Consider the following 19,264-nt stretch of genomic DNA (forward strand, 5'->3'; position numbering starts at 1 on the left):
TTAAATTCCTCCTATGATTTAAATTTATATCTTTTTAAGCGAAGTGCGTTTGTGACAACAGAAACGGAACTAAATGCCATCGCAAGTCCTGCTACCCAAGGGGCAAGTAAGCCTAGTGCCGCAATTGGAATACCCGCACAGTTATATGCTAGCGCCCAGAAAAAGTTTTGACGGATGTTTCGCATGGTTGCTTTGGAAAGTTCGATTGTTTCTGGAATGAGTGTTAAACGATGACTTACAAGTGTTACATCTCCTGTTTCAATCGCAATGTCAGTTCCAGTACCGATACTAATCCCAATATCACTTGCCGCAAGAGCTGGAGCATCATTAATGCCATCACCAACGAATGCAACGATATGACCGTCTTGCTGTAATTTCTCGACTAAGGCGCTCTTATCATTTGGTAGTTGTTCGGCAAAGAACATATCAATACCTAAATCTTTAGCCATATTTTCTACGACAACAGATTGGTCCCCAGAACAAATTGCTGTTTTAATACCTTGTGCTTTTAGTTTTTGGATGGCTTCTTTTGCTTCTGGTCGTGGTGTGTCAGATAAAGCGAGGGCACCTGCGTATACACCATCAATTGCCATTGCTACGACTGTTTTTCCTGCATGCATCCAACTTTCGATTAATTCATCATCTTCTTTTGGAATCGTTGTAAGGGAAGAAACATAGCGGTAAGCACCTAGTTCCACTTTACTATCATCCAGATTACCGGTCATGCCGTGCCCAGCTTTCGCGCGGATTTTCCCTTGTTTCACTGCGGAAGCATCTATATTCTCTGGCTCTAACATCTTAATAATCGCTTTCGCAATCGGATGCTCTGATTGTTGTTCCATTAAGAATAAATAAGGGAAAAAGTGATCATTGGCTGCTTTTTTATCACTCACTTCTAGTTTACCTTCTGTTAAAGTACCAGTTTTGTCAAAAACGATAGTATCCACTTTGGAAGTACGTTCTAAATGTTCGCCACCTTTAAATAATATCCCACTTTCGGCGCCTTTACCAGTTCCAGCCATGATAGCGGTTGGCGTTGCAAGACCAAGCGCACAGGGACAGGCGATAACTAATACCGCAATCGCAGCTTCAAGTGAACCATCCACCGTTCCAGTAACAAGATACCAAATAATAAAGGTTACAGCAGCAATCCCAAGTACAATTGGTACAAATATGCCGGAAATTCTATCTGCCAAACGTTGAATTGGCGCTTTAATACCTTGCGCTTCTTCCACCAAACGAATAATGGATTCTAAAACGGTTTCTTCCATTCGTTTCGTAATTTTTGCTTGGAAAGCCCCGTCAAAGTTAATCGTTGCGCCAATAACAGAATCGCCTGGTTTCTTCTCTACTGGTACAGGTTCCCCAGTAATCATCGCTTCATCAATACTCGTTTCACCAGAAATAATTTCGGCATCCATCGGAACTTTTTCACCCGGACGAACAAGGATAATATCGCCAATTTTCAATGAATCTACTGGCACTAACCATTCTTTTCCTTCTCGAATAACGGTCGCTTCTTTTGCTTGTAATTCAAGTAAACCAGCAATAGATTCGGTTGTTCTCGATGTTGCGTATGATTCAAGTAATTTACCTAACAAGATTAAGGTGATTAACACAGCACTTGTTTCAAAGTAGTAATGCGGCATCACGCTCGGATCAATCATGTGACGAATGTATTCCACTACACTATAGAAATATGCAGCAGAAGTCCCAAGTGCGACTAATACATCCATATTTGCACTTTTACCTCGAAGCGCTTTATAAGCCCCATCATAAAACCGCCAACCAATATAAAACTGAACAATCGTTGCGAGTACTAATTGGATGGTTGGATTAATCCAGTTACCAATCGTTTCCGCAAACACCATTTCATGAATGTACGGAATATGTGTCACCATGGTAAGAAGTAATGGTAAGGAAAGAACCGCCGAAAGAATAAAACGTCTCACTTCTTTTTTGAAATTCTTTTCTAACACAGCATCTTTTTCTTCTTTAGACATTTTTTCCGCCGCGTCATAACCCGCATGTTTAACAACTTTAATCAAATCTTCTGTCGATGTAACTTCCGGGTCATAATATACGGCTGCATTTTCCGTTACTAAGTTGACATTCGCTTTTTCTACACCATCTGCTTTATTTAACGATTTTTCAATTCTCGTGGAACAGGCCGCACAAGTCATTCCAAAAATGTTTAAATCTTGTCTTACATATTTATCACTCATCGTATATACCCCCCTCAGGTTTTCGAAAATTGACGTATTGCTTTAAGTAAGTCCTCCATTACGTCATCTTCCCCATTTTTTGCTGCATCTACAACACAGTGTGCTGTATGATGTTCTAGTACTTGTAAACCAACATTTTTGAGCGCTTTATTCGCTGCTGAAATTTGAACTAAAATGTCTGTACAATATCTATCATCCTCGACCATTTGAGCGATACCGCGGATTTGGCCTTCGATACGTCGCAAACGATTTTGAAGTAATTTCGTTTCATCTTCTTTGCGTGGAACAATTGGTTGATCGTGTTTCATTTTTTCTCCTCCTTTGTTTCTACAATTAACAGTATACCCCCTATAGGTATTTTATGCAACCATTTAATTTCTGAGAACAAAAAAAGCCATAAACAAATGCTTGTTTATGGCTCAAAATCTTGTTATTTCGCGGCATCTACTTTCTTTTGAAGTGCCTTAACATGTTCAAAAAATTCTTCTAAAGTCCAGTTGTTTTCGTAAATAATCGTTGCCGCATCCTTACCAACATAACGATAATGCCAAGATTCATATTGATACTTCGTGATAGCTTCTCGCCCTTTCATATAACGCAAGATAAAACCATAATTGTGGGCATTTTCTTGCAACCATTTGCCTTCAGGAGTTGTTCCGAATGCTTCTGTGAGTTCATATGATTGGTTTTCTGATGAGATATCCATCGCTAAACCAGTTTGATGTTCGCTAGTACCTGGATACGCTACTGCTTCTCTCGCTTTTTGGTCACCTTTCGCATTTACTTCTGCTTGGAAGACTTCTTGCTGGCGTTTGTACGATCGATAACCAGATACGGCGAATAGTTTCTTACCATCTTTGTTCGCAGCTACGAACATTTCTTCTAATGCAGTTGCTGCTTCTTTTCTTAGCTGTGCTTTTTCGACTTGTTGGCTGCCAAAAGAGAATGTAACATTTGGACGAACCAAGTCAGGGGGGGTATATGTTGGTTGCAATGAATAATCTTTGTTAGCTAAAACCAACATATTTTCCTCATTTTCAATATACTTTATACCATCTTTTTCTGTTAATTTATTTTGTTTATCAATGTATGGATAAAGTGGATCTTTTTCTAATTCCGAAAGTGTTTGATTGCCTGACGATTTTTGCTCCACTTTAGCGATGGAATCAGCATTTGTGCCACCAAAATATTGATCTTCCACTGTGTGGACACAACTGATGCTAACAGCTAAAGCAATTGTTAATAAAGAACTCATATCTGTTTATCAACCTTCCTGTATACATTAAGTCTAATTCTAAGTTAGTAATTAAAATTATTTTATTGCTGCTTCAAGTGCTACAACAATCATATCATTGAAAGTAGTTTGGCGCTCTTCCGCGGATGTTTCTTCCCCAGTGAAAATATGGTCACTTACAGTTAAAATAGCTAAAGCACGACGACCATATTTTTGTGCTAACGTATAAAGTGCCGCTGCTTCCATTTCAATTCCAAGCACACCATAGTCTGCTAATTGTTGTTTGTCTAGTTGATCATTATAAAAACGGTCTGCAGAAAAAACATTCCCAACTTTAAGCGATAATCCTTTTTCGATACCTGCATCATACGCTTTTTTTAGAAGAGAAAAATCAGCTACTGGTGCAAAATCTACGCCAGCAAAAGTATTGCGATTAATTTGCGAATCCGTTGATGCCGCTTGTGCAATGACAACATCACGTACTTTTACATCTGCTTGAATGCCGCCCATAGTACCAACGCGAATCAAGTTTTTCACATCATAGCTTTGAATTAATTCATTTACATAAATCGAAATAGATGGAATTCCCATACCAGTTCCCATAACAGAAACTTTTTCGCCTTTGTATGTACCAGTAAATCCTAACATGCCTCGCACTTGGTTGAATAAAACGACATCTTCCAAAAATGTTTCCGCAATATATTTTGCTCTCAATGGATCTCCTGGTAATAAAATAGTTTCTGCAATTTCCCCTTGTTTTGCTTCGATATGTACGCTCATCTTTTTTCCTCCTAGTGTTTGTTTTTCTCTTCATCTAGCAAATAAGCATCCCAAAGTTCATCAAAAATAGACATTCCCGGTAAATACGGCGCATTAAACTCCAGATAATCACAAAGAATATGGTAGTTTCTTGTTTGCTTTGGAAAACTATGATCTCGGTATGCATTGTTGGCAAATTCCGTTTTCTGATCTGTTAGCTTCGGGTCCCGATATGTCATTAAAAAATGATAAAATGATCTTCCCAACGTACAACACACTCCGCTCTTTTTATGCTTTAACTATAGTTGATTTCCTGAAAAAAATAAAGTTAATTTTCGATTTTACGTAGAATTTCTTCTGCAAGTCGATGTGTTTCTAAGGCATCTTCTTTGGAAATTGGTGCTTTTTCCCCATTTCGCACGGCCGTTAAGAAGGCTTGGATGATAGATACAAAACCTCTTTTGTAAAGCGTCGTTTCCCAATCTCCAAAACGCTCAAACCGCTCTGTTGTCCCTTCATAAATATGCGTTTCCGTAACATTTTCTACTTCATATTTGGCGCTCGGGGTCATCACTGCTAATCGTTCTTCGTTCACGCCGCTATCTCGGTTCATAATCGCCGTTGCCACTTTACCTCCCGCTGTAATTTGTACCGTTATACTTGCTAGAAGGTTCTCTTGCCATACCGGAACGACATGTAACTGTTCTATTTGGGCATCTAGTAAAAAACGCACGGTATCAATGACATGAATAAAATCGTCATAAATAAATGTACGAGCCTCACCCGGTTGCGCCGCGCGATTTTTTTGCATAATAATCATGTTGGTATCTGTTAAGGCTTTTAATTCTTGATATTTTGGCGCGTAACGGCGATTAAAGCCAGTCATAAGTAACGTATTTTGTTCTTCAGCTAGGCGTGTTAATTCTTCTACTTCGGATAAATTGTCGGCAATTGGTTTATCCACATAAACTGGAATATGATTTGCTAGAAAAGTCCGGATTACTTCTGGGTGGCTTGCTGTAGATGAATGAACAAACGCTGCATTCACGCCAGACTCAATCATAGAATGAATACTTTGATGATAATGATCAAAACGATATTTCTCACTTAAATGCTTTAATTTCTGCGCATCCCTCGTGTAAAGATGTACCTCGATATTTTCCATTTCAGCAAAAACTGGCAAATATGCTTTTTGTGCAATGCCGCCAAGCCCTACTACCGCTATTTTTAACATGTGTATCGCTCCTTATCACAACAATGCCAGAGAATGATTTCGCGATATTATTCTACGCATTTCATTTTCTGGCATCATGTGTTTATTCAAAGATTTTCTTATATGCTTGGTAGCCTTCTTCTTCTAACTTATCCACAGGTATGAATCTGAGCGCTGCGGAGTTAATGCAGTAGCGAAGTCCACCCTTATCTTGTGGTCCATCTGGAAAAACATGCCCTAAATGGGAATCAGCATCAGCAGATTTCACTTCCGTCCGAATCATACCATGGGTCAAATCTCGATGTTCAATAACTTCTGCTTCATCAATAGGCTTAGTAAAGCTCGGCCAACCACAGCCAGCATCGTACTGATCATTGGATGAAAAAAGTGGCTTTCCTGAAACGATATCTACATAAATGCCTTTTGCCTCATTATCATAAAATTCATTTTGAAATGGGCGTTCGGTACCCGCTTTTTGGGTCACATTATATTGTATATCTGTTAGTTGTTGAAGGCGCTCGTTCTTTTTACTTTCATCCATTTGATTTCACCCTTTCCAGTTGGCATCTATGAATGCAGCACGACCTGAAGCAACTTGATATCCCTCATAGTGCGCTTTTTCTTTCTTGTAAAAATCTTGATGATATTCTTCAGCAGGATAAAATGTTTCTGCTTTGGCAATTTCTGTGACAATCGGCTTTTTAAATCTACCACTCGCATCAAGGGCTGCTTTTGATTTTTCAGCAATTTCTTTTTGCTCTTCATTGTGGTAAAAAATAACTGGTCGATACGAATCACCACGGTCAACAAATTGGCCTGCCGCATCAGTCGGATCAGTTTGTTGCCAATATACTTCGACTAATTTCTCATATGGAAAAACTGCCGGATCAAATGTGATTTGGATTGCTTCTGTATGTCCTGTTGTCCCGCTGCAAACTTCTTTATAGGTTGGATTAACCGTATGACCACCCGTATAACCTGAAATAACTTTTTCAATTCCTGGTTGCGTGTCAAAAGGTTTTACCATACACCAAAAGCATCCTCCAGCAAATGTTGCTTTTTCAAGTGATTCTTTTGTCATAAAAATGCCCCCTAACTAGGATTCAGCCAGCCAAATTACTTAACTGGTACTAAAAGTGTAAACGAAATGTCATCTTTCTTCAAATTTAGCGTATCAGCACGTACTTTTGTGCCGCCTTGCAGTTTTAGTTTATCTAGGGAAAGGTAGATTTTTTCCTTTTTAGGCATAATTGTCACCCAATCAGGGAATTTATAGTTTTTGCTTACATAGTTCATTACGTAAGACACGGGCAGTGGCAAAGCGCCAACGGACATATCTTTAAGCGTCAACTCAACATTGCCATTATCGACAACTTCCGGTGAGAATTTCAAGCGTAGTTCGACTGGTTCACCAAAAATTTCAGCTTCGGCAGTAAAATTAACATTATTTGCGACGAAAACTTTATAACCGATATCTTGATCTTTGCTAAAATCTTCTATATAAGAACTAATCAATTGGTTTAAGTCAGCTTTTGTTGTACTCGTTTGAAATTCAACCATTGATTTATTGCTAATAAGGGATGGCGAGGGTTCATCTTGCGGGCTGAGTTTGAATACTGCTACATAAATCCAGCCAGCAGAAATTAGAAGTACACTAATTAATGTGATACATACCCATTTCCAATAATTACGTTTTGGTTTTTTTGGAGCCGATCGTGTTTCTCTCTGCACGATTTTAACACCTTTCTATTTGGGAATATTGCCTTCGTTTAATTGTTTTACGATGGCTTTGTCTAATTCCGATGTCATCTTCTCATATCCTCTATGATTAGGATGGAAATAATCATCTGACAGTAGCGAATTAGGTTTATCTTTATTATCTGCATTTCGATCTTCTAAAACTTTTGCAATAGGTACAAAATAAGCATTGCTATCTTGCTGGATAGTTTTCTTGGAAGCTTTATTCCAATCAGAGATAATCTCGTCAAATTGTTTGATATCGCTGAAATAAGTTGTATATGGATTGTAAATACCCATTAAAAATATCGCTGCATCTTTGTTATAGGACCGAATGTCTTTTAGAAGTGTCTCTAACTCTTGTTGGAATTCTTTGTTTGCTTTTGTAAAATCATCTACATTTACATTTAACAGACGAGATTGCAAAATAGCCATGACATCATTTCCGCCAATGGTGATTGTTATTACATTCGCATTTTTGACATCTTCTTGGAAGTCTTTGTTTGTTTTTAAACGTTTTTCGAGTTGGGTTATTTTGTTTCCAGATACCCCGTAATTACTCGTTTTTACGCTTGGAATGTTTGATTCTTCTTCTAGTTCTTTAGGGATAATGCCGACATATCCGCCCTCTTTGTTTTCATCACCAACACCTTCTGTTAATGAATCACCCATGGCAACGAGATTAATCGGAATTTCTTTTGATTCTTTATAATACTTGATACCAAAAACTGCGCCAACAAGAAGTGCGATAACAAGCACGCTCCCTGTAAGCCACAGCCATTTTTTCTTTGTCATATGCAATCACTCACTTAGTCAGTATAGTACATAAATGCAAACGCACCAGTTCCAGCATGTGTGGAGATAACTGGGTCTGCAAAAAATAGTGGAATTTCTGTTAAACCGGTTATTTCTTTTGATTCAGCGATGAAATCATCCGCCAGATTAAGCCCATCCGCATGAACAACGTCTAGATGCTGAATATTTTTCGGTTCATCTTTAATTAGGTTTAGGCAATATTGTAATACTTTTTTGTTGCTGCGGACTTTCGTTTCTTCTTCCAATTGTCCGTCAGTTAATTTGGCAATTAATTTGATATTTAAAAGACTACCGAAGAAGCCTTGCATCCGTCCAACACGTCCACCTTTAATTAAATTATCGAGTGTTACGACAACGATATAAAGTTTTGTTTTGTCACGAATATCATTAATTTTTGCGTGAATTTCCTCTACAGAATAATCGCCCGACTGAGCCATTTCAGCAGCTTTTAGTACTTGGAATGCTTGCCCACGAGCTGTATAATCGCAGTCTACAACCGTAATATTTCCTTCTACCATATCAGCTGCTTGGCGAGCCGCATTGACAGTACCACTTAGTTTTTCAGTTAAGTGGATAGAAAGAATTTCATAGCCTTCAGCCGTATATTTTTCGTATGCTTCCACAAAAGAACCAATCGCAGGTTGAGAAGATTTTGGTAATTCTTTTGTTTCTGCCATTCGTACCATAAATTCTTCTGGTGTAATGTCTGTTTTAGGGTTGTATATTTGCCCATCAATTTCTACGGTTAAATATAAAACATCAATATTCCATTTTGCTGCTTCTTCTAATGTTAGTCCAGCAGTTGAATCTGTGATAATTTTTATTTTTCTCATATAGCCACATCCAGTTTTGCTTATTTTATCTTATTATAACATCCCCGGCAGTATACACAACCTATAAACTAGTTTTAAGAAAAGAGAAAGAAATGGTATTTGTCTTTCTATTCTGTATTTTTTAGCGTATGATAGATATATAAAACACACAAAATTTGTAGAAAAGTATGGTGATAAAATGAATGTCACTTCTTACAATTGGAAAGAAGAAGTAGCCAATGCTATAACGCATGGTATTGGGTTTATCCTTAGTATTCCCGCGCTCGTCTTACTTATAATATTCGCCGCCGGAAAAGATAATCCTCTTTATTTAACAAGTTTTTTAATTTATGGAATTTCCCTCATGTTGCTTTATATTTGTTCCACCCTGCTTCATAGTTTTAAACCTTGCAAGGCGCGGACGGTTTTTAACATTATGGACCACGCAGCGATTTATGTATTAATTGCTGGCAGTTATACGCCATTTGTTTTGATTACGATTCAAGGGACACTCGGCTGGACACTATTTGGTGTCATTTGGGGCCTCGCAATTGCTGGGATTATTTATAAGATATTCATGACTGGCAAATTAAAACTTTTGTCGACAAGTGTTTACTTACTTATGGGTTGGATGGTTATGTTTGCCATTAAACCGCTTTATGCCGGGCTGACTCCAACTGGGTTTTGGTTACTTGCAACTGGTGGGATTATGTTTACAGTAGGTGCTGTTTTTTACAGTATCCCTCGTGTCCCGTATATGCACGCGATTTGGCATTTATTTGTTATCGCGGGAACCGCTTTTATGTATTTCTGTATTTTATTTTATGTTTAAATAACGCAATGCAAAGACCTTCTCCAATGCGAGAAGGTCTTTTTATATAGTATGTCACAATTGAGACTTGTTTTTAATTATGTCATACTATATAATGATTAGCATAACACAATAAAAGGATGTGATTCCCATCGAACTTTCTCCTAGACAACATCAAATTGTTGCCTATGTTCGCGCGAATGAGCCTGCTACAGGTGACTCTATCGCTGCGCATTTAAAACTAACACGAGCCACCATTCGAGCTGACTTGTCAATTTTAACCATGACTGGCATTTTAGATGCTCGTCCAAAAGTTGGTTACTTTTACTCTGGTTTAGAAACGAATCCAATTCACTTTGATGAAATTCGTCAGTTAAAAGTAGCCGATATTATGACACAACCATTTTTCGCAAAAAAAGAAACGAGTGTGTATGATGCGATTGTTATGCTCTTTATGGAAGATATTGGTAGTTTATACGTCGTTGATGAGGATCTTTTGGTTGGGCTTGTCTCTAGAAAAGACTTGCTAAAAGGCGCCCTTGCTGATGCAGATACAAAAGCGACGCCGATTGCGACAATTATGACGCGGATGCCAAACCTCGTTACCGTTACGAAAAACGACACTGTGTTACATGCCGCAGAACAACTCGTATTCCACCAAATCGATTCGCTTCCTGTTCTAGAAAACACCAAAGTCGTCGGAAAAATTTCAAAAACCCGTATTACTGCGCTATTTGTAGATACAATTAAAAAGGTTTAGTAGGAGGAAAATATGGAAAATCCGGTTATTATATACGTTATTTCAGATGCTATCGGAGAAACTGCTCAACATATTATTCGCGCGGTAACAGCTCAGTTTTCGCTTAATAAGCCTGCGGACATTCGCCGCCATGCTTTTATTCGTGATGAGAGCGCTTTACTTGAAACGTTAGAAGAAGCCAAAGCGGCAGATGGTATCGTCGTTCAAACGCTCGTACAAGCTAAGTTAGCTGAGTATGCCACTAATTTTTGTGTGCAAAACAATATTCCAAACGTAGATTTGTTACATACACTAACCGCTGCGGTCGAAGCAAAAACTGGCTTAAAATCTAAACAAGACCCAGGAAATATGCGTCGTCTTGATAGCAATTATTTTGATCGTATTGCTGCCATTGAATTTGCAGTAAAATATGATGATTGTAAAGATCCACGTGGCCTATTAGATGCAGATATTGTTCTTGTTGGGGTATCAAGAACGAGCAAAACCCCTCTGAGTAGCTTTCTTGCCAATCAAAATTGGAAAGTTGCTAATGTACCACTTGTTCCCGAAATTCCGATTCCAGCCGAACTTTTCCAAATCCCAGCGGAACGTATTATCGGCCTTACAACCACCCCAGAAAAACTAGCACAAATTCGCAAAGTCCGTTTAAAATCCATTGGTTTAGACGAAGCAAGCAGTTATTCCAGTGAAAAACGCATTTTAGAGGAACTAGAATATGGTTATGACACATTCAAAAAGCTTGGCTGCCAAGTCATTCATGTAGAAGATAAAGCCATTGAGGAAACCGCTGCCCTAATCACGGAAATTATCACGAGTTACCACTAATTTGAAGAGGTGAATAATGTGAGAAAATTTGTCTATCAGTTCAGTGAAGGTTCTAAAGAAATGAAAAATATTTTAGGAGGAAAAGGTGCTAATTTGGCCGAAATGACGAATATCGGTTTGCCTGTGCCTCCTGGTTTTATTATCTCGACCGATGCCTGTAACGATTACACGGCAAACAATAAAAACCTTTCCGAAGCTATATTTGAAGAAGTAAAAATTCATTTAGCAGAACTGGAAAAACAAACCGGGAAAATTTTCGGATTTGCAGAAAACCCTCTACTCGTTTCCGTTCGTTCGGGTGCCCCTTTTTCGATGCCCGGTATGATGGATACCGTGCTCAATCTCGGTTTAAATGACCAAGCCGCAGAAGGGCTCGCCAACTTAACTGGTGATGCTCGTTCGGCTTATGATTCATACCGCCGTTTTATTCAAATGTTCGGTGACGTTGTTTTTGAAATTCCAAGCTACCAATTTGAACAGGCTCTTAGTCGCATCAAAAAAGCAAACAACTACCGCTTAGATACAGAATTAACTGCGACTGATTTAAGCAATCTCATCGATGCTTACAAACTAATTTTTAGCCAAGCAACTGGTATAGACTTTCCACAAGATCCACTGGAACAACTGCGGCTTGCGATAATCGCTGTTTTTGATTCCTGGATGAATCCTCGCGCTGTTATTTACCGCAGATTACATGATATTGATGCAAGTTTTGGTACAGCCGTTAATATTCAAGCGATGGTTTTTGGAAACACTGGAGAAACGAGTGGAACTGGCATTACCTTTACCCGCAATCCTTCCACCGGTGAAAAGAAGGTGTTCGGGGAATTTTTACTGAATGCGCAAGGTGAAGATGTGGTTGCAGGAATTCGCACCCCTGAGCCGATAAGTGCGCTGGAAGAAAGAATGCCCACTGTTTACAAGGAACTCCTCCAGACTTGTGAACTTCTCGAAAATCATTATTTAGACATGCAAGATATTGAATTTACCATCGAAAAAGGCAAACTCTATGTCTTACAAACTAGAAGTGGCAAGCGAACAGCCAAAGCAGCTATTCAAGCGGCCATTGATTTTGTCCATGAAGGAAAAATCACTCGTCAAGAAGCCATTATGCGTGTGGAAACAAAACAACTAAACCAATTACTTCATCCAACTTTTCTTGAAAGCGCTCTTAAAAATGGTCAAGTCATCGCAACTGGTTTACCTGCAAGCCCTGGTGCTGCAACGGGGCAAATTTTCTTTGAAGCAAAAGAAGCTGTCCAAGCAGCCGAACGTGGCATTCCTGTCATTTTAGTTCGTAATGAGACTTCTCCTGAGGATATCGAAGGCATGGCACGGAGTAACGCTATTTTAACCGCTCATGGTGGTATGACTTCTCACGCTGCCGTCGTTGCCCGCGGAATGGGAAAATGCTGTATCGCTGGATGTGCCGAACTTACTATTAATGAAAAAGATAAAACGATCATTCTTCCTACTGGCGACACACTGCATGAAGGTGATGCGCTCTCCCTTGATGGTAGTTCCGGCAAAGTTTACCTTGGAGAAATTGCCCTCAGAGAAGCGAAAATTGGTGGTCATTTTGACGAGCTGATGGCCTGGGCTGATGCGGAGAAAAGATTAATGATTCGAGTAAATGCAGATACCCCAGCAGACTTTAAAAAAGCGCTTTTATTTGGTGCGGAAGGTATTGGTCTTTGCCGTACCGAGCATATGTTTTTTGATGAAAAACGAATTCCTTATGTACGCCAAATGATTTTAGCAGAATCATTAAACGAGCGCGAATCTGTTTTAGCAATTTTAAAAGAAATGCAAAAAGCCGATTTCAATGAATTATTCCGTATTGCAGACGGTCGTTCGGTAAACATTCGCTTGCTTGATCCACCTTTACATGAATTTTTACCAACAATGAAGCAAGAAATAGAACAATTGGCTGGCGCGATGAATCGAACCGTTCCTCAAATTACAAACCGAATCAACGGACTAAGAGAAGCCAATCCCATGCTCGGACATCGTGGTTGCCGGCTTGCTATTACGTTCCCAGAAATTTACCGGATGCAGGCGGAAGCAATTATCGAAAGTGCAATTATCGTTCATAATGAAGGAATAGATGTTCACCCGGAAATCATGATTCCACTCATCGCTACGAAAAACGAACTTAGCTATATAAAAAAAGAACTGCAACAAGCAGTCCAAGCTATTTTTGATAGAGAACAAGTGGTGATTCCCTATGATATCGGAACAATGATTGAAATTCCGCGAGCGTGTGTAACTGCAGACGAAATCGCCGAGGAAGCAGCGTTCTTTAGCTTTGGAACCAATGATTTAACACAGCTCACTTATGGTTTTTCACGTGATGATGCGACCAAGTTCCTAGCCGATTATTATGAAAAAGATATTTTACCTAAAGATCCATTTGTTTCGATTGATAAAAATGGTGTCGGCGCACTAGTTGAAATGGCAGTTACACGTGGACGAATGACTTCGGAACATTTAAAAATGGGGGTTTGCGGCGAACATGGTGGCGATCCGGAATCTATCCAGTTCTTCCATCAATTAGGACTTAGCTATGTTTCTTGTTCCCCGTACCGCGTTCCCATTGCCCGCCTTGCAGCAGCTCAAGCAGCATTAGCTGAGAAACAATTAGTTCCAACTATCTAAAAAAAGCCAGATGACAATCAAATAGACTGTCATCTGGCTTTTTCTCCTATTATTTTTCACAAATCGCAAAGTAATTTCCTTCGTTATCCGAAAAATTGAACACCCGGCCCATTGGTAAATCGACCAAATCACCAACCGTAATGCCTTTATCTTTATATTCTTCATAAAGTTCTGCGACATTATTTCCAAATAGTAAAATAGATGGTGTCCCAAGATTCATTTCTGGGTTCATTTCCGCCACTTTCTTTTTGTTTTGAAGAACAAAAGTAGTTTCTACACCTTTTGTTGGCGCTATCTCAATCCACTGAATTTCGCCATTTACCACTTCTTCTGAAACTACGACAAAATCTAATTTTTCTACCCAAAAATCTCTCACTGCAGCTTGATTTTCTACATATAACATCACTTGACCAATTTTTTCAACCATCGTTCATCGTCCCCTCGTCATTTCTTTTTCTTTTAGTCCAAACTCCGCATAAAAGTCACGCTTCATTTCTAATAAATAGCGCAAATCATTCATAAATTGGAATAAAATCGCTCTATTTTCAAATTCTGCTCGTGTCTCTGGGAGCTTACTACTTCGAAACTCATGCACCATCTTAGTAATTTCCGCCACTAAATCCTCTGCTGTATTATGCTCATCTAACGTCTGTGCTGTTTTTTCTGTAATTTCTGCCAGCGCCATACTTTGCTCAGAAGAATGATCAAACGCGACTAAATGCCGTTTCATCTGTGTTAAAATTCGATATTGCACAAGCCGCATATCGACGTACTGCGAATAATAGTGGGAAGAAGCAAAAAACTGATTGTCTAAATTTCTTGCTGCTTTTTCCTGTGCATAGTCTAATGTACCCTTTAATTGATTTAATAAGCCAAACTCATCATGATACTCCGACTGATTCCGAAGCCCTTGCGTCATTTCCGTCAAAATTTGCCGCATAATTGCTTCTATTTTTTGTTGGCTGCGTTTTAATTCGTCTTCCATTTTTGGCATATATAAATTTAAAATAATCGCTATGCCAGCGCCAACTGCCATAAGTAACAGTTCATTTTTAAACCAGAAAAAGGATAATGATTGTTCGAGTAAAATATGCGATACGAGTACCGAGCTCACAACAATTCCGTCAGCAACATGCAGTCTTACAGCAAGCGGAATAAAAATCAGTAAATAAAGTCCAAAACTCACCGCGTTATAACCAATGAGCATGAAAAATACGGCAGCAATAGATAGTGCCAAAACGGTCGAATAAACCCGCTGAATCGCTAGTTGTAAAGACCCTTTTTTCGTATTTTGTACACTTAAAATTGCGATAATCCCTGCCGAAACTGCATATTCCAAGTGTAGCCATTCCGCCAAAATTATCGCCAGTGTCGCTGCAATCGCGGTTTTCACCGTTCGCATTCCAATCCGCATATGTCCACTCCCCTTTCTATGTCCAACCTATCATAGCACGAAAGCGAAAATCGCAAAAGAAAAACCTTGAAGATCATTCCTCAAGGTCCTACATTATTCTTCATCTAGTGTTTTTTTGAAACGTGCTCGGAAAAAGTATCCTAAACCGACCACAACAAGTATCGCAATGACGCTATAAATTATTGTTGAAAAGCTATCCATAAAAACAACAATTTCATTCCATGACTCCCCAAGCACAGCTCCAAGTCCAATTAAAACTGTATTCCAAAGTAAGCTTCCCGCGGTCGTCAAAATTAGAAACCTCGACATTTTCATCTTGGTCATCCCAGCTGGAATCGAAATCAGGCTTCGTATTAGTGGAATCATCCGACATAAAAATACAGCCCAACTTCCATATTTCAAAAAGAAACTTTCTGCGCGTTCAATATCAGATTCCTTCAGCCGCAAAATCCGGCCGTATTTTAATACAATTTTCGTGAGTCGTTCTTTACCAAAATAAGAAGCGACTTTATACAGTAAAATTGCGCCCACAATAGAACCTAGTGTTGCTACAATAATCACCATCACGACATTCAATGATGTAACTGTCGTCATAAATCCACCAAAAGTTAAGATAATCTCAGAGGGAATAGGTGGAAACAAGTTTTCAACCATAATCAAAACAAAAATACCTATATAGCCAAAATCAGCCATAATACTTGTAATCCAAGTTTCCAAAAAACACACTCCTGTACTTTATTTCCCTTTTAAAGTAAGTGCTTGCTTTTCAATTCTACTATACTAGCTCTACTTTTTCAATCAATTTGGTAAAAGAAAAAGAATTTGGCATTTTACACACCAAATTCTTTTAAATTTATTTTGCAACTAGTCGCATTTGTACAGCTTCTATTCTTAAACTTTCTCCTGTTGTTCCTGCTGTTGCTCCATCTTTAACCCAACTTTGCCAACCTTTATTTTGGACATGCGCTCTATACTGCACACTATAATTTTTAGCCATATTTCCAGTTAATTTCACTTGGAAAGCTTCCAGACGTTTTGACTGTCCACGAGTTCCAGAAATTTCCCCATTTTTCAACCAACCTTGCCATCCACTACCTTGTACATGTGAGCGATATTGAATATCTCCAGAATACGGCATCCCTGATAAACTAATTTTCATTGCTTCTGCTCGTAAGCCAAGGCCAACTGTGCCCGAAGTCATACTATTAGCAACGTTTCCCATCCATCCCTTACTTTGGACGTGGAGCTCGTAATTTATCCCTTTTTGTTTGCTTACAGAAAGATTATTGTCAAACGCCCAAGTATAAATATTATTTAGTTTTTCTTTTGTTATTCTTGTACCAAAGTTGTCCCCGGTACCATTTAAATATTCATATGCGTTTACTGCTAAAATCTGTTTTTTAGAATTATAAACACCACTACCACTACTACCACCTGTTGTATCTAATCTATAAAAAACATTATTTGCAGTGACTTGAGAGATATTTCCAGTTTGAGTGTACAATTTCCCTTTTTTGTCACCATGATAACCACTAATAGTAATTGCACCAGATGTATTAGTTGTTAACCCCATTGTTCCAGTTTTTGTCCCAATATTTTTATCTAATTTAATAACACCATAATCTTCTGTAGAAGGTTCTTTTTTTGTCCATTCTTTTGGAACATACATTTTTCTTGCTTTTGCTGTTCCAAAAGGAGCTTTCGTGCCATTATATCCAGGATATACAGTCACTTTTTTTGCCCATCCACCATCTTTTTTACCATATAAACAATGAGCGGCTGTAAGTACAGAATCTTCACCAATCAATTGTCCACTACCTATATAAGTTTTTCCATTTGGAAATTCCATTACAAGGTAAGCGCTCGTTGAATATGGATATTGAGTTGTATTTGTTACAAGTTTTCTACCATCTCCGCCAAAAATCGTTTTTAAACCTGGGGTTAGAACGGCTTCCTCATTTTCAATAGTTAATCCTGATAAATCAACCTCAACTTCATCAGATGTATCTAACGTCCCCGTTGTTGAATTAACATCTTCTAAATCACTAATCTCATCGACTATAAACTCTTCTCCGTCATTTGTTACCGTTTCCCCAACTATCTTTTCATCGATTGGGGCTTCCTCTGCTGCTTGTGCAACAATTCCTCCACCTAATAAAAATAGAGCAAAAGCAAGCATCAAAGTAAATATTCTAAGCTTTTTCATAGTTGCATCTCCTTTTTTTGTCTATTAGCAAATAAATATATAAAAAAATCACTTGATTGTATCGCATTGTTGAAACTTAAATTAGTTTAAAACTTCCCAATATAAGTCAATTTTCTTAGTAGCTATTTTTGACATATTTATTTACTGTATAACTATAATAACATATTCACAATCATACTGTACTATGCAGCTAGCATTATTTAGAACTCAAAGCATATTAAAAAGCAGCCAAAATATATCAGCTGCTTTGTAGTTTACATCTTTAATTCTGCTTTACTCGCGAAAAATCCTGCTAAACGATTTTTCACTTTTCGGATGCCGCCAGCTTCATCACTTTCTAAATTCATCGGCATTACCGGTTCATGTAAGCTCATTCGTAGTAAGAACCAGCCTTCACCAATCGCACCTTTCGTATTCACACGAATTCCTTCTTGGTTCACAGGTTCTAATTCCATATCCGGATCAGCTTCTACGAAAGTCAGAAAATCAGCTAGAACTTCTTTTCCATAAGCTTTAAAATCGGTTGCGGTAATACTCAAACGAATTTCTTCGCTTTCAGCCGGTTCTCTTAAATCGGCTATTAAATCTGGCAAATCTTTTCCATTTTTTCGTAAAGTGGCATAAGTCATTAAAATTTTGGCAATGAGATAAGCGCCATCATCCAAGAAATAATTTTCTTTTAATGCGGCATGACCACTTACTTCGATAGCAATTTCTGATGGTGTTCCGTCTGCATTTAGGCGCAGTGCTTCATTGATAACATTACGATAACCACGTTTAAATCGGTGTTGTTTCCCGCCTTTTGCTTCGATAAAGGTTTGCAAATGCCCAGATGTTGTGGAGTCAGTCACGATAGTTGTTCCTGGTTTTTCTTCTAAAATAATACTAGAGATAACAGCAATTAATGGGTTGCGGTTTAAACTTTCGCCATTTTTATCCATAATCGCAGCACGGTCTACATCCGTATCAAAAATCACGCCTAAATCCGCTCCACTAGCAAGGACCGCTTTTTTCAAACTAGCCATAGCTTCCTCATTGTCAGGGTTCGGAATATGATTAGGAAAATTTCCATCCGGATCTAAAAACTGGCTTCCAGAAATGTCTGCGCCAAGTTCTGCCAATACTTTCTCAGCAAAAAAGCCGCCAGCGCCGTTCCCTGCATCGACAATAATATGGCTTCCTAGAAGTGGCTTCATTTTGTCAGCTGCATCTGTGATTCCAGCTCTAATTTTATCCGTTAAGTCTGCTGCATATGTAGAAAGTAAATCTTGTTTTGTTACCTTCCCAAGATTTAGTCCATTTTCTATGAATGATTTATCTGCGTGAGCCACGATATAATCAATATCTTCGTGTTCAGCTCCACCAGATTTCGTAAATAATTTTAGTCCATTATACATAAAAGGTAAGTGGCTCGCTGTAATCATAATGCCGGCATCGCAGTTATAGTCTTCGTACTGAGTTGCCATAAACATGGCCGGCGTAGTTGCAAGCCCTACATCCACCACATTGATTCCTGCAAAAGTTAACCCTTTGACAAGTGCCGCTTTTAAACGTTCAGCTGAAAGTCTGCTATCATGGCCAATTGCCACTTTCGCTTGACCTTCCACTTTTTTCTCCTCTTTTAGCCATTTCGCAAAGCCATAAGCAATCTTTTCTACACGTTCGTCTGTTAGCGTAATCTGATATTTTTCCGTAGCAATAGCTATTCCACGTATGTCTGATCCGTTTTGCAGTGCTTCTAACGCTTTCGTTTCTGATTGATTCATGTCATTCCTCCAGCTTCTGTATTTTTCC

At 38.7% G+C, this 19,264-nt stretch carries 20 protein-coding genes; 4 read left to right on the plus strand and 16 right to left on the minus strand.

Annotated features, from left to right (window positions below; genetic code table 11):
- Nucleotides 1–11: 11 nt before the first annotated feature.
- The 11 genes from GL301_RS09520 to GL301_RS09570 all read right to left on the minus strand — a co-directional run bounded on the left by GL301_RS09520 (nt 12) and on the right by GL301_RS09570 (nt 8,817).
- Complete coding sequence (locus GL301_RS09520; protein WP_003730836.1) at nt 12–2,225, minus strand: heavy metal translocating P-type ATPase; 2,214 nt, start codon at nt 2,223–2,225, stop codon at nt 12–14.
- Between the two features lie 14 nt (nt 2,226–2,239).
- The gene (gene csoR, locus GL301_RS09525) at nt 2,240–2,533 is read right to left on the minus strand and encodes a copper-sensing transcriptional repressor CsoR (protein WP_003723408.1); all 294 of its coding nucleotides are present in this window, start codon (nt 2,531–2,533) and stop codon (nt 2,240–2,242) included.
- Between the two features lie 122 nt (nt 2,534–2,655).
- Entirely contained in the window at nt 2,656–3,480 is an 825-nt protein-coding gene (locus tag GL301_RS09530) for a M15 family metallopeptidase (RefSeq protein ID WP_003730835.1), read from the minus strand.
- A 57-nt stretch (nt 3,481–3,537) separates the two neighbouring features.
- Nucleotides 3,538–4,239, minus strand: a complete 702-nt coding sequence (gene deoD / locus GL301_RS09535) for a purine-nucleoside phosphorylase (RefSeq protein ID WP_003723411.1) — start codon at nt 4,237–4,239, stop codon at nt 3,538–3,540.
- An 11-nt stretch (nt 4,240–4,250) separates the two neighbouring features.
- Complete coding sequence (locus GL301_RS09540) at nt 4,251–4,484, minus strand: YozE family protein (RefSeq protein WP_003720177.1); 234 nt, start codon at nt 4,482–4,484, stop codon at nt 4,251–4,253.
- Between the two features lie 62 nt (nt 4,485–4,546).
- A complete protein-coding gene (locus GL301_RS09545; protein WP_003725814.1) occupies nt 4,547–5,452 on the minus strand; it encodes a Gfo/Idh/MocA family protein in 906 nt (301 codons plus the stop codon).
- Between the two features lie 82 nt (nt 5,453–5,534).
- Complete coding sequence (gene msrB / locus GL301_RS09550) at nt 5,535–5,972, minus strand: peptide-methionine (R)-S-oxide reductase MsrB (protein WP_003725815.1); 438 nt, start codon at nt 5,970–5,972, stop codon at nt 5,535–5,537.
- Nucleotides 5,973–5,978: 6 nt separating this feature from the next.
- Nucleotides 5,979–6,512: a peptide-methionine (S)-S-oxide reductase MsrA gene (gene msrA, locus GL301_RS09555; protein ID WP_003728282.1), complete on the minus strand. Its 534-nt coding sequence runs from the start codon at nt 6,510–6,512 to the stop codon at nt 5,979–5,981.
- Nucleotides 6,513–6,547: 35 nt separating this feature from the next.
- Nucleotides 6,548–7,162 (minus strand): YpmS family protein, encoded by a 615-nt coding sequence (locus tag GL301_RS09560; RefSeq protein WP_003728281.1) that lies wholly within the window; start codon nt 7,160–7,162, stop codon nt 6,548–6,550.
- Between the two features lie 15 nt (nt 7,163–7,177).
- Nucleotides 7,178–7,963 (minus strand): SGNH/GDSL hydrolase family protein, encoded by a 786-nt coding sequence (locus GL301_RS09565; protein WP_003728280.1) that lies wholly within the window; start codon nt 7,961–7,963, stop codon nt 7,178–7,180.
- A gap of 14 nt (nt 7,964–7,977) precedes the next feature.
- Entirely contained in the window at nt 7,978–8,817 is an 840-nt protein-coding gene (locus tag GL301_RS09570) for a DegV family protein (RefSeq protein ID WP_003730834.1), read from the minus strand.
- Nucleotides 8,818–8,995: 178 nt separating this feature from the next.
- Between GL301_RS09570 and trhA the strand changes: the two genes are divergently transcribed.
- From trhA to ppdK, 4 genes are all read left to right on the plus strand, one after another.
- Entirely contained in the window at nt 8,996–9,628 is a 633-nt protein-coding gene (trhA, locus tag GL301_RS09575) for a PAQR family membrane homeostasis protein TrhA (protein WP_003723418.1), read from the plus strand.
- A 121-nt stretch (nt 9,629–9,749) separates the two neighbouring features.
- A complete protein-coding gene (locus GL301_RS09580) occupies nt 9,750–10,367 on the plus strand; it encodes a transcriptional regulator CcpN (RefSeq protein ID WP_003725819.1) in 618 nt (205 codons plus the stop codon).
- Nucleotides 10,368–10,379: 12 nt separating this feature from the next.
- A complete protein-coding gene (locus tag GL301_RS09585; RefSeq protein ID WP_003725820.1) occupies nt 10,380–11,192 on the plus strand; it encodes a pyruvate, water dikinase regulatory protein in 813 nt (270 codons plus the stop codon).
- 18 nt (nt 11,193–11,210) lie between these two features.
- Nucleotides 11,211–13,850: a pyruvate, phosphate dikinase gene (ppdK, locus tag GL301_RS09590; RefSeq protein WP_070298248.1), complete on the plus strand. Its 2,640-nt coding sequence runs from the start codon at nt 11,211–11,213 to the stop codon at nt 13,848–13,850.
- 49 nt (nt 13,851–13,899) lie between these two features.
- Here the strand turns inward: ppdK and GL301_RS09595 are convergent, their stop codons facing one another.
- The 5 genes from GL301_RS09595 to GL301_RS09615 form a co-directional block, all read right to left on the minus strand.
- The gene (locus GL301_RS09595; RefSeq protein ID WP_003725822.1) at nt 13,900–14,277 is read right to left on the minus strand and encodes a VOC family protein; all 378 of its coding nucleotides are present in this window, start codon (nt 14,275–14,277) and stop codon (nt 13,900–13,902) included.
- A 3-nt stretch (nt 14,278–14,280) separates the two neighbouring features.
- Entirely contained in the window at nt 14,281–15,264 is a 984-nt protein-coding gene (locus GL301_RS09600; RefSeq protein ID WP_003725823.1) for an aromatic acid exporter family protein, read from the minus strand.
- Nucleotides 15,265–15,357: 93 nt separating this feature from the next.
- Nucleotides 15,358–15,981, minus strand: coding sequence for a DedA family protein (locus GL301_RS09605; protein ID WP_070298247.1), 624 nt, complete (start codon nt 15,979–15,981; stop codon nt 15,358–15,360).
- Between the two features lie 136 nt (nt 15,982–16,117).
- Nucleotides 16,118–17,470 (minus strand): trypsin-like peptidase domain-containing protein, encoded by a 1,353-nt coding sequence (locus GL301_RS09610; RefSeq protein ID WP_003734430.1) that lies wholly within the window; start codon nt 17,468–17,470, stop codon nt 16,118–16,120.
- Nucleotides 17,471–17,724: 254 nt separating this feature from the next.
- Entirely contained in the window at nt 17,725–19,236 is a 1,512-nt protein-coding gene (locus tag GL301_RS09615) for a phosphohexomutase domain-containing protein (RefSeq protein ID WP_061106848.1), read from the minus strand.
- Between the last annotated feature and the right edge of the window lie 28 nt (nt 19,237–19,264).

The organism is Listeria sp. LM90SB2, from assembly GCF_028867355.1.
GTDB classification, from domain to species: domain Bacteria; phylum Bacillota; class Bacilli; order Lactobacillales; family Listeriaceae; genus Listeria; species Listeria monocytogenes_B.

Excerpts from the sequence above, each read along its gene's own strand:
- trhA (WP_003723418.1), top strand. The coding sequence starts at position 8,996 with ATGAATGTCACTTCTTACAATTGGAAAGAAGAAGTAGCCAATGCTATA.
- csoR (WP_003723408.1), bottom strand. The coding sequence starts at position 2,533 with ATGAAACACGATCAACCAATTGTTCCACGCAAAGAAGATGAAACGAAA.
- GL301_RS09610 (WP_003734430.1), bottom strand. The coding sequence starts at position 17,470 with ATGAAAAAGCTTAGAATATTTACTTTGATGCTTGCTTTTGCTCTATTT.
- GL301_RS09545 (WP_003725814.1), bottom strand. The coding sequence starts at position 5,452 with ATGTTAAAAATAGCGGTAGTAGGGCTTGGCGGCATTGCACAAAAAGCA.
- GL301_RS09600 (WP_003725823.1), bottom strand. The coding sequence starts at position 15,264 with ATGCGGATTGGAATGCGAACGGTGAAAACCGCGATTGCAGCGACACTG.
- msrB (WP_003725815.1), bottom strand. The coding sequence starts at position 5,972 with ATGGATGAAAGTAAAAAGAACGAGCGCCTTCAACAACTAACAGATATA.
- GL301_RS09565 (WP_003728280.1), bottom strand. The coding sequence starts at position 7,963 with ATGACAAAGAAAAAATGGCTGTGGCTTACAGGGAGCGTGCTTGTTATC.
- GL301_RS09520 (WP_003730836.1), bottom strand. The coding sequence starts at position 2,225 with ATGAGTGATAAATATGTAAGACAAGATTTAAACATTTTTGGAATGACT.
- msrA (WP_003728282.1), bottom strand. The coding sequence starts at position 6,512 with ATGACAAAAGAATCACTTGAAAAAGCAACATTTGCTGGAGGATGCTTT.
- deoD (WP_003723411.1), bottom strand. The coding sequence starts at position 4,239 with ATGAGCGTACATATCGAAGCAAAACAAGGGGAAATTGCAGAAACTATT.
- GL301_RS09530 (WP_003730835.1), bottom strand. The coding sequence starts at position 3,480 with ATGAGTTCTTTATTAACAATTGCTTTAGCTGTTAGCATCAGTTGTGTC.
- GL301_RS09595 (WP_003725822.1), bottom strand. The coding sequence starts at position 14,277 with ATGGTTGAAAAAATTGGTCAAGTGATGTTATATGTAGAAAATCAAGCT.
- GL301_RS09570 (WP_003730834.1), bottom strand. The coding sequence starts at position 8,817 with ATGAGAAAAATAAAAATTATCACAGATTCAACTGCTGGACTAACATTA.
- GL301_RS09585 (WP_003725820.1), top strand. The coding sequence starts at position 10,380 with ATGGAAAATCCGGTTATTATATACGTTATTTCAGATGCTATCGGAGAA.
- GL301_RS09615 (WP_061106848.1), bottom strand. The coding sequence starts at position 19,236 with ATGAATCAATCAGAAACGAAAGCGTTAGAAGCACTGCAAAACGGATCA.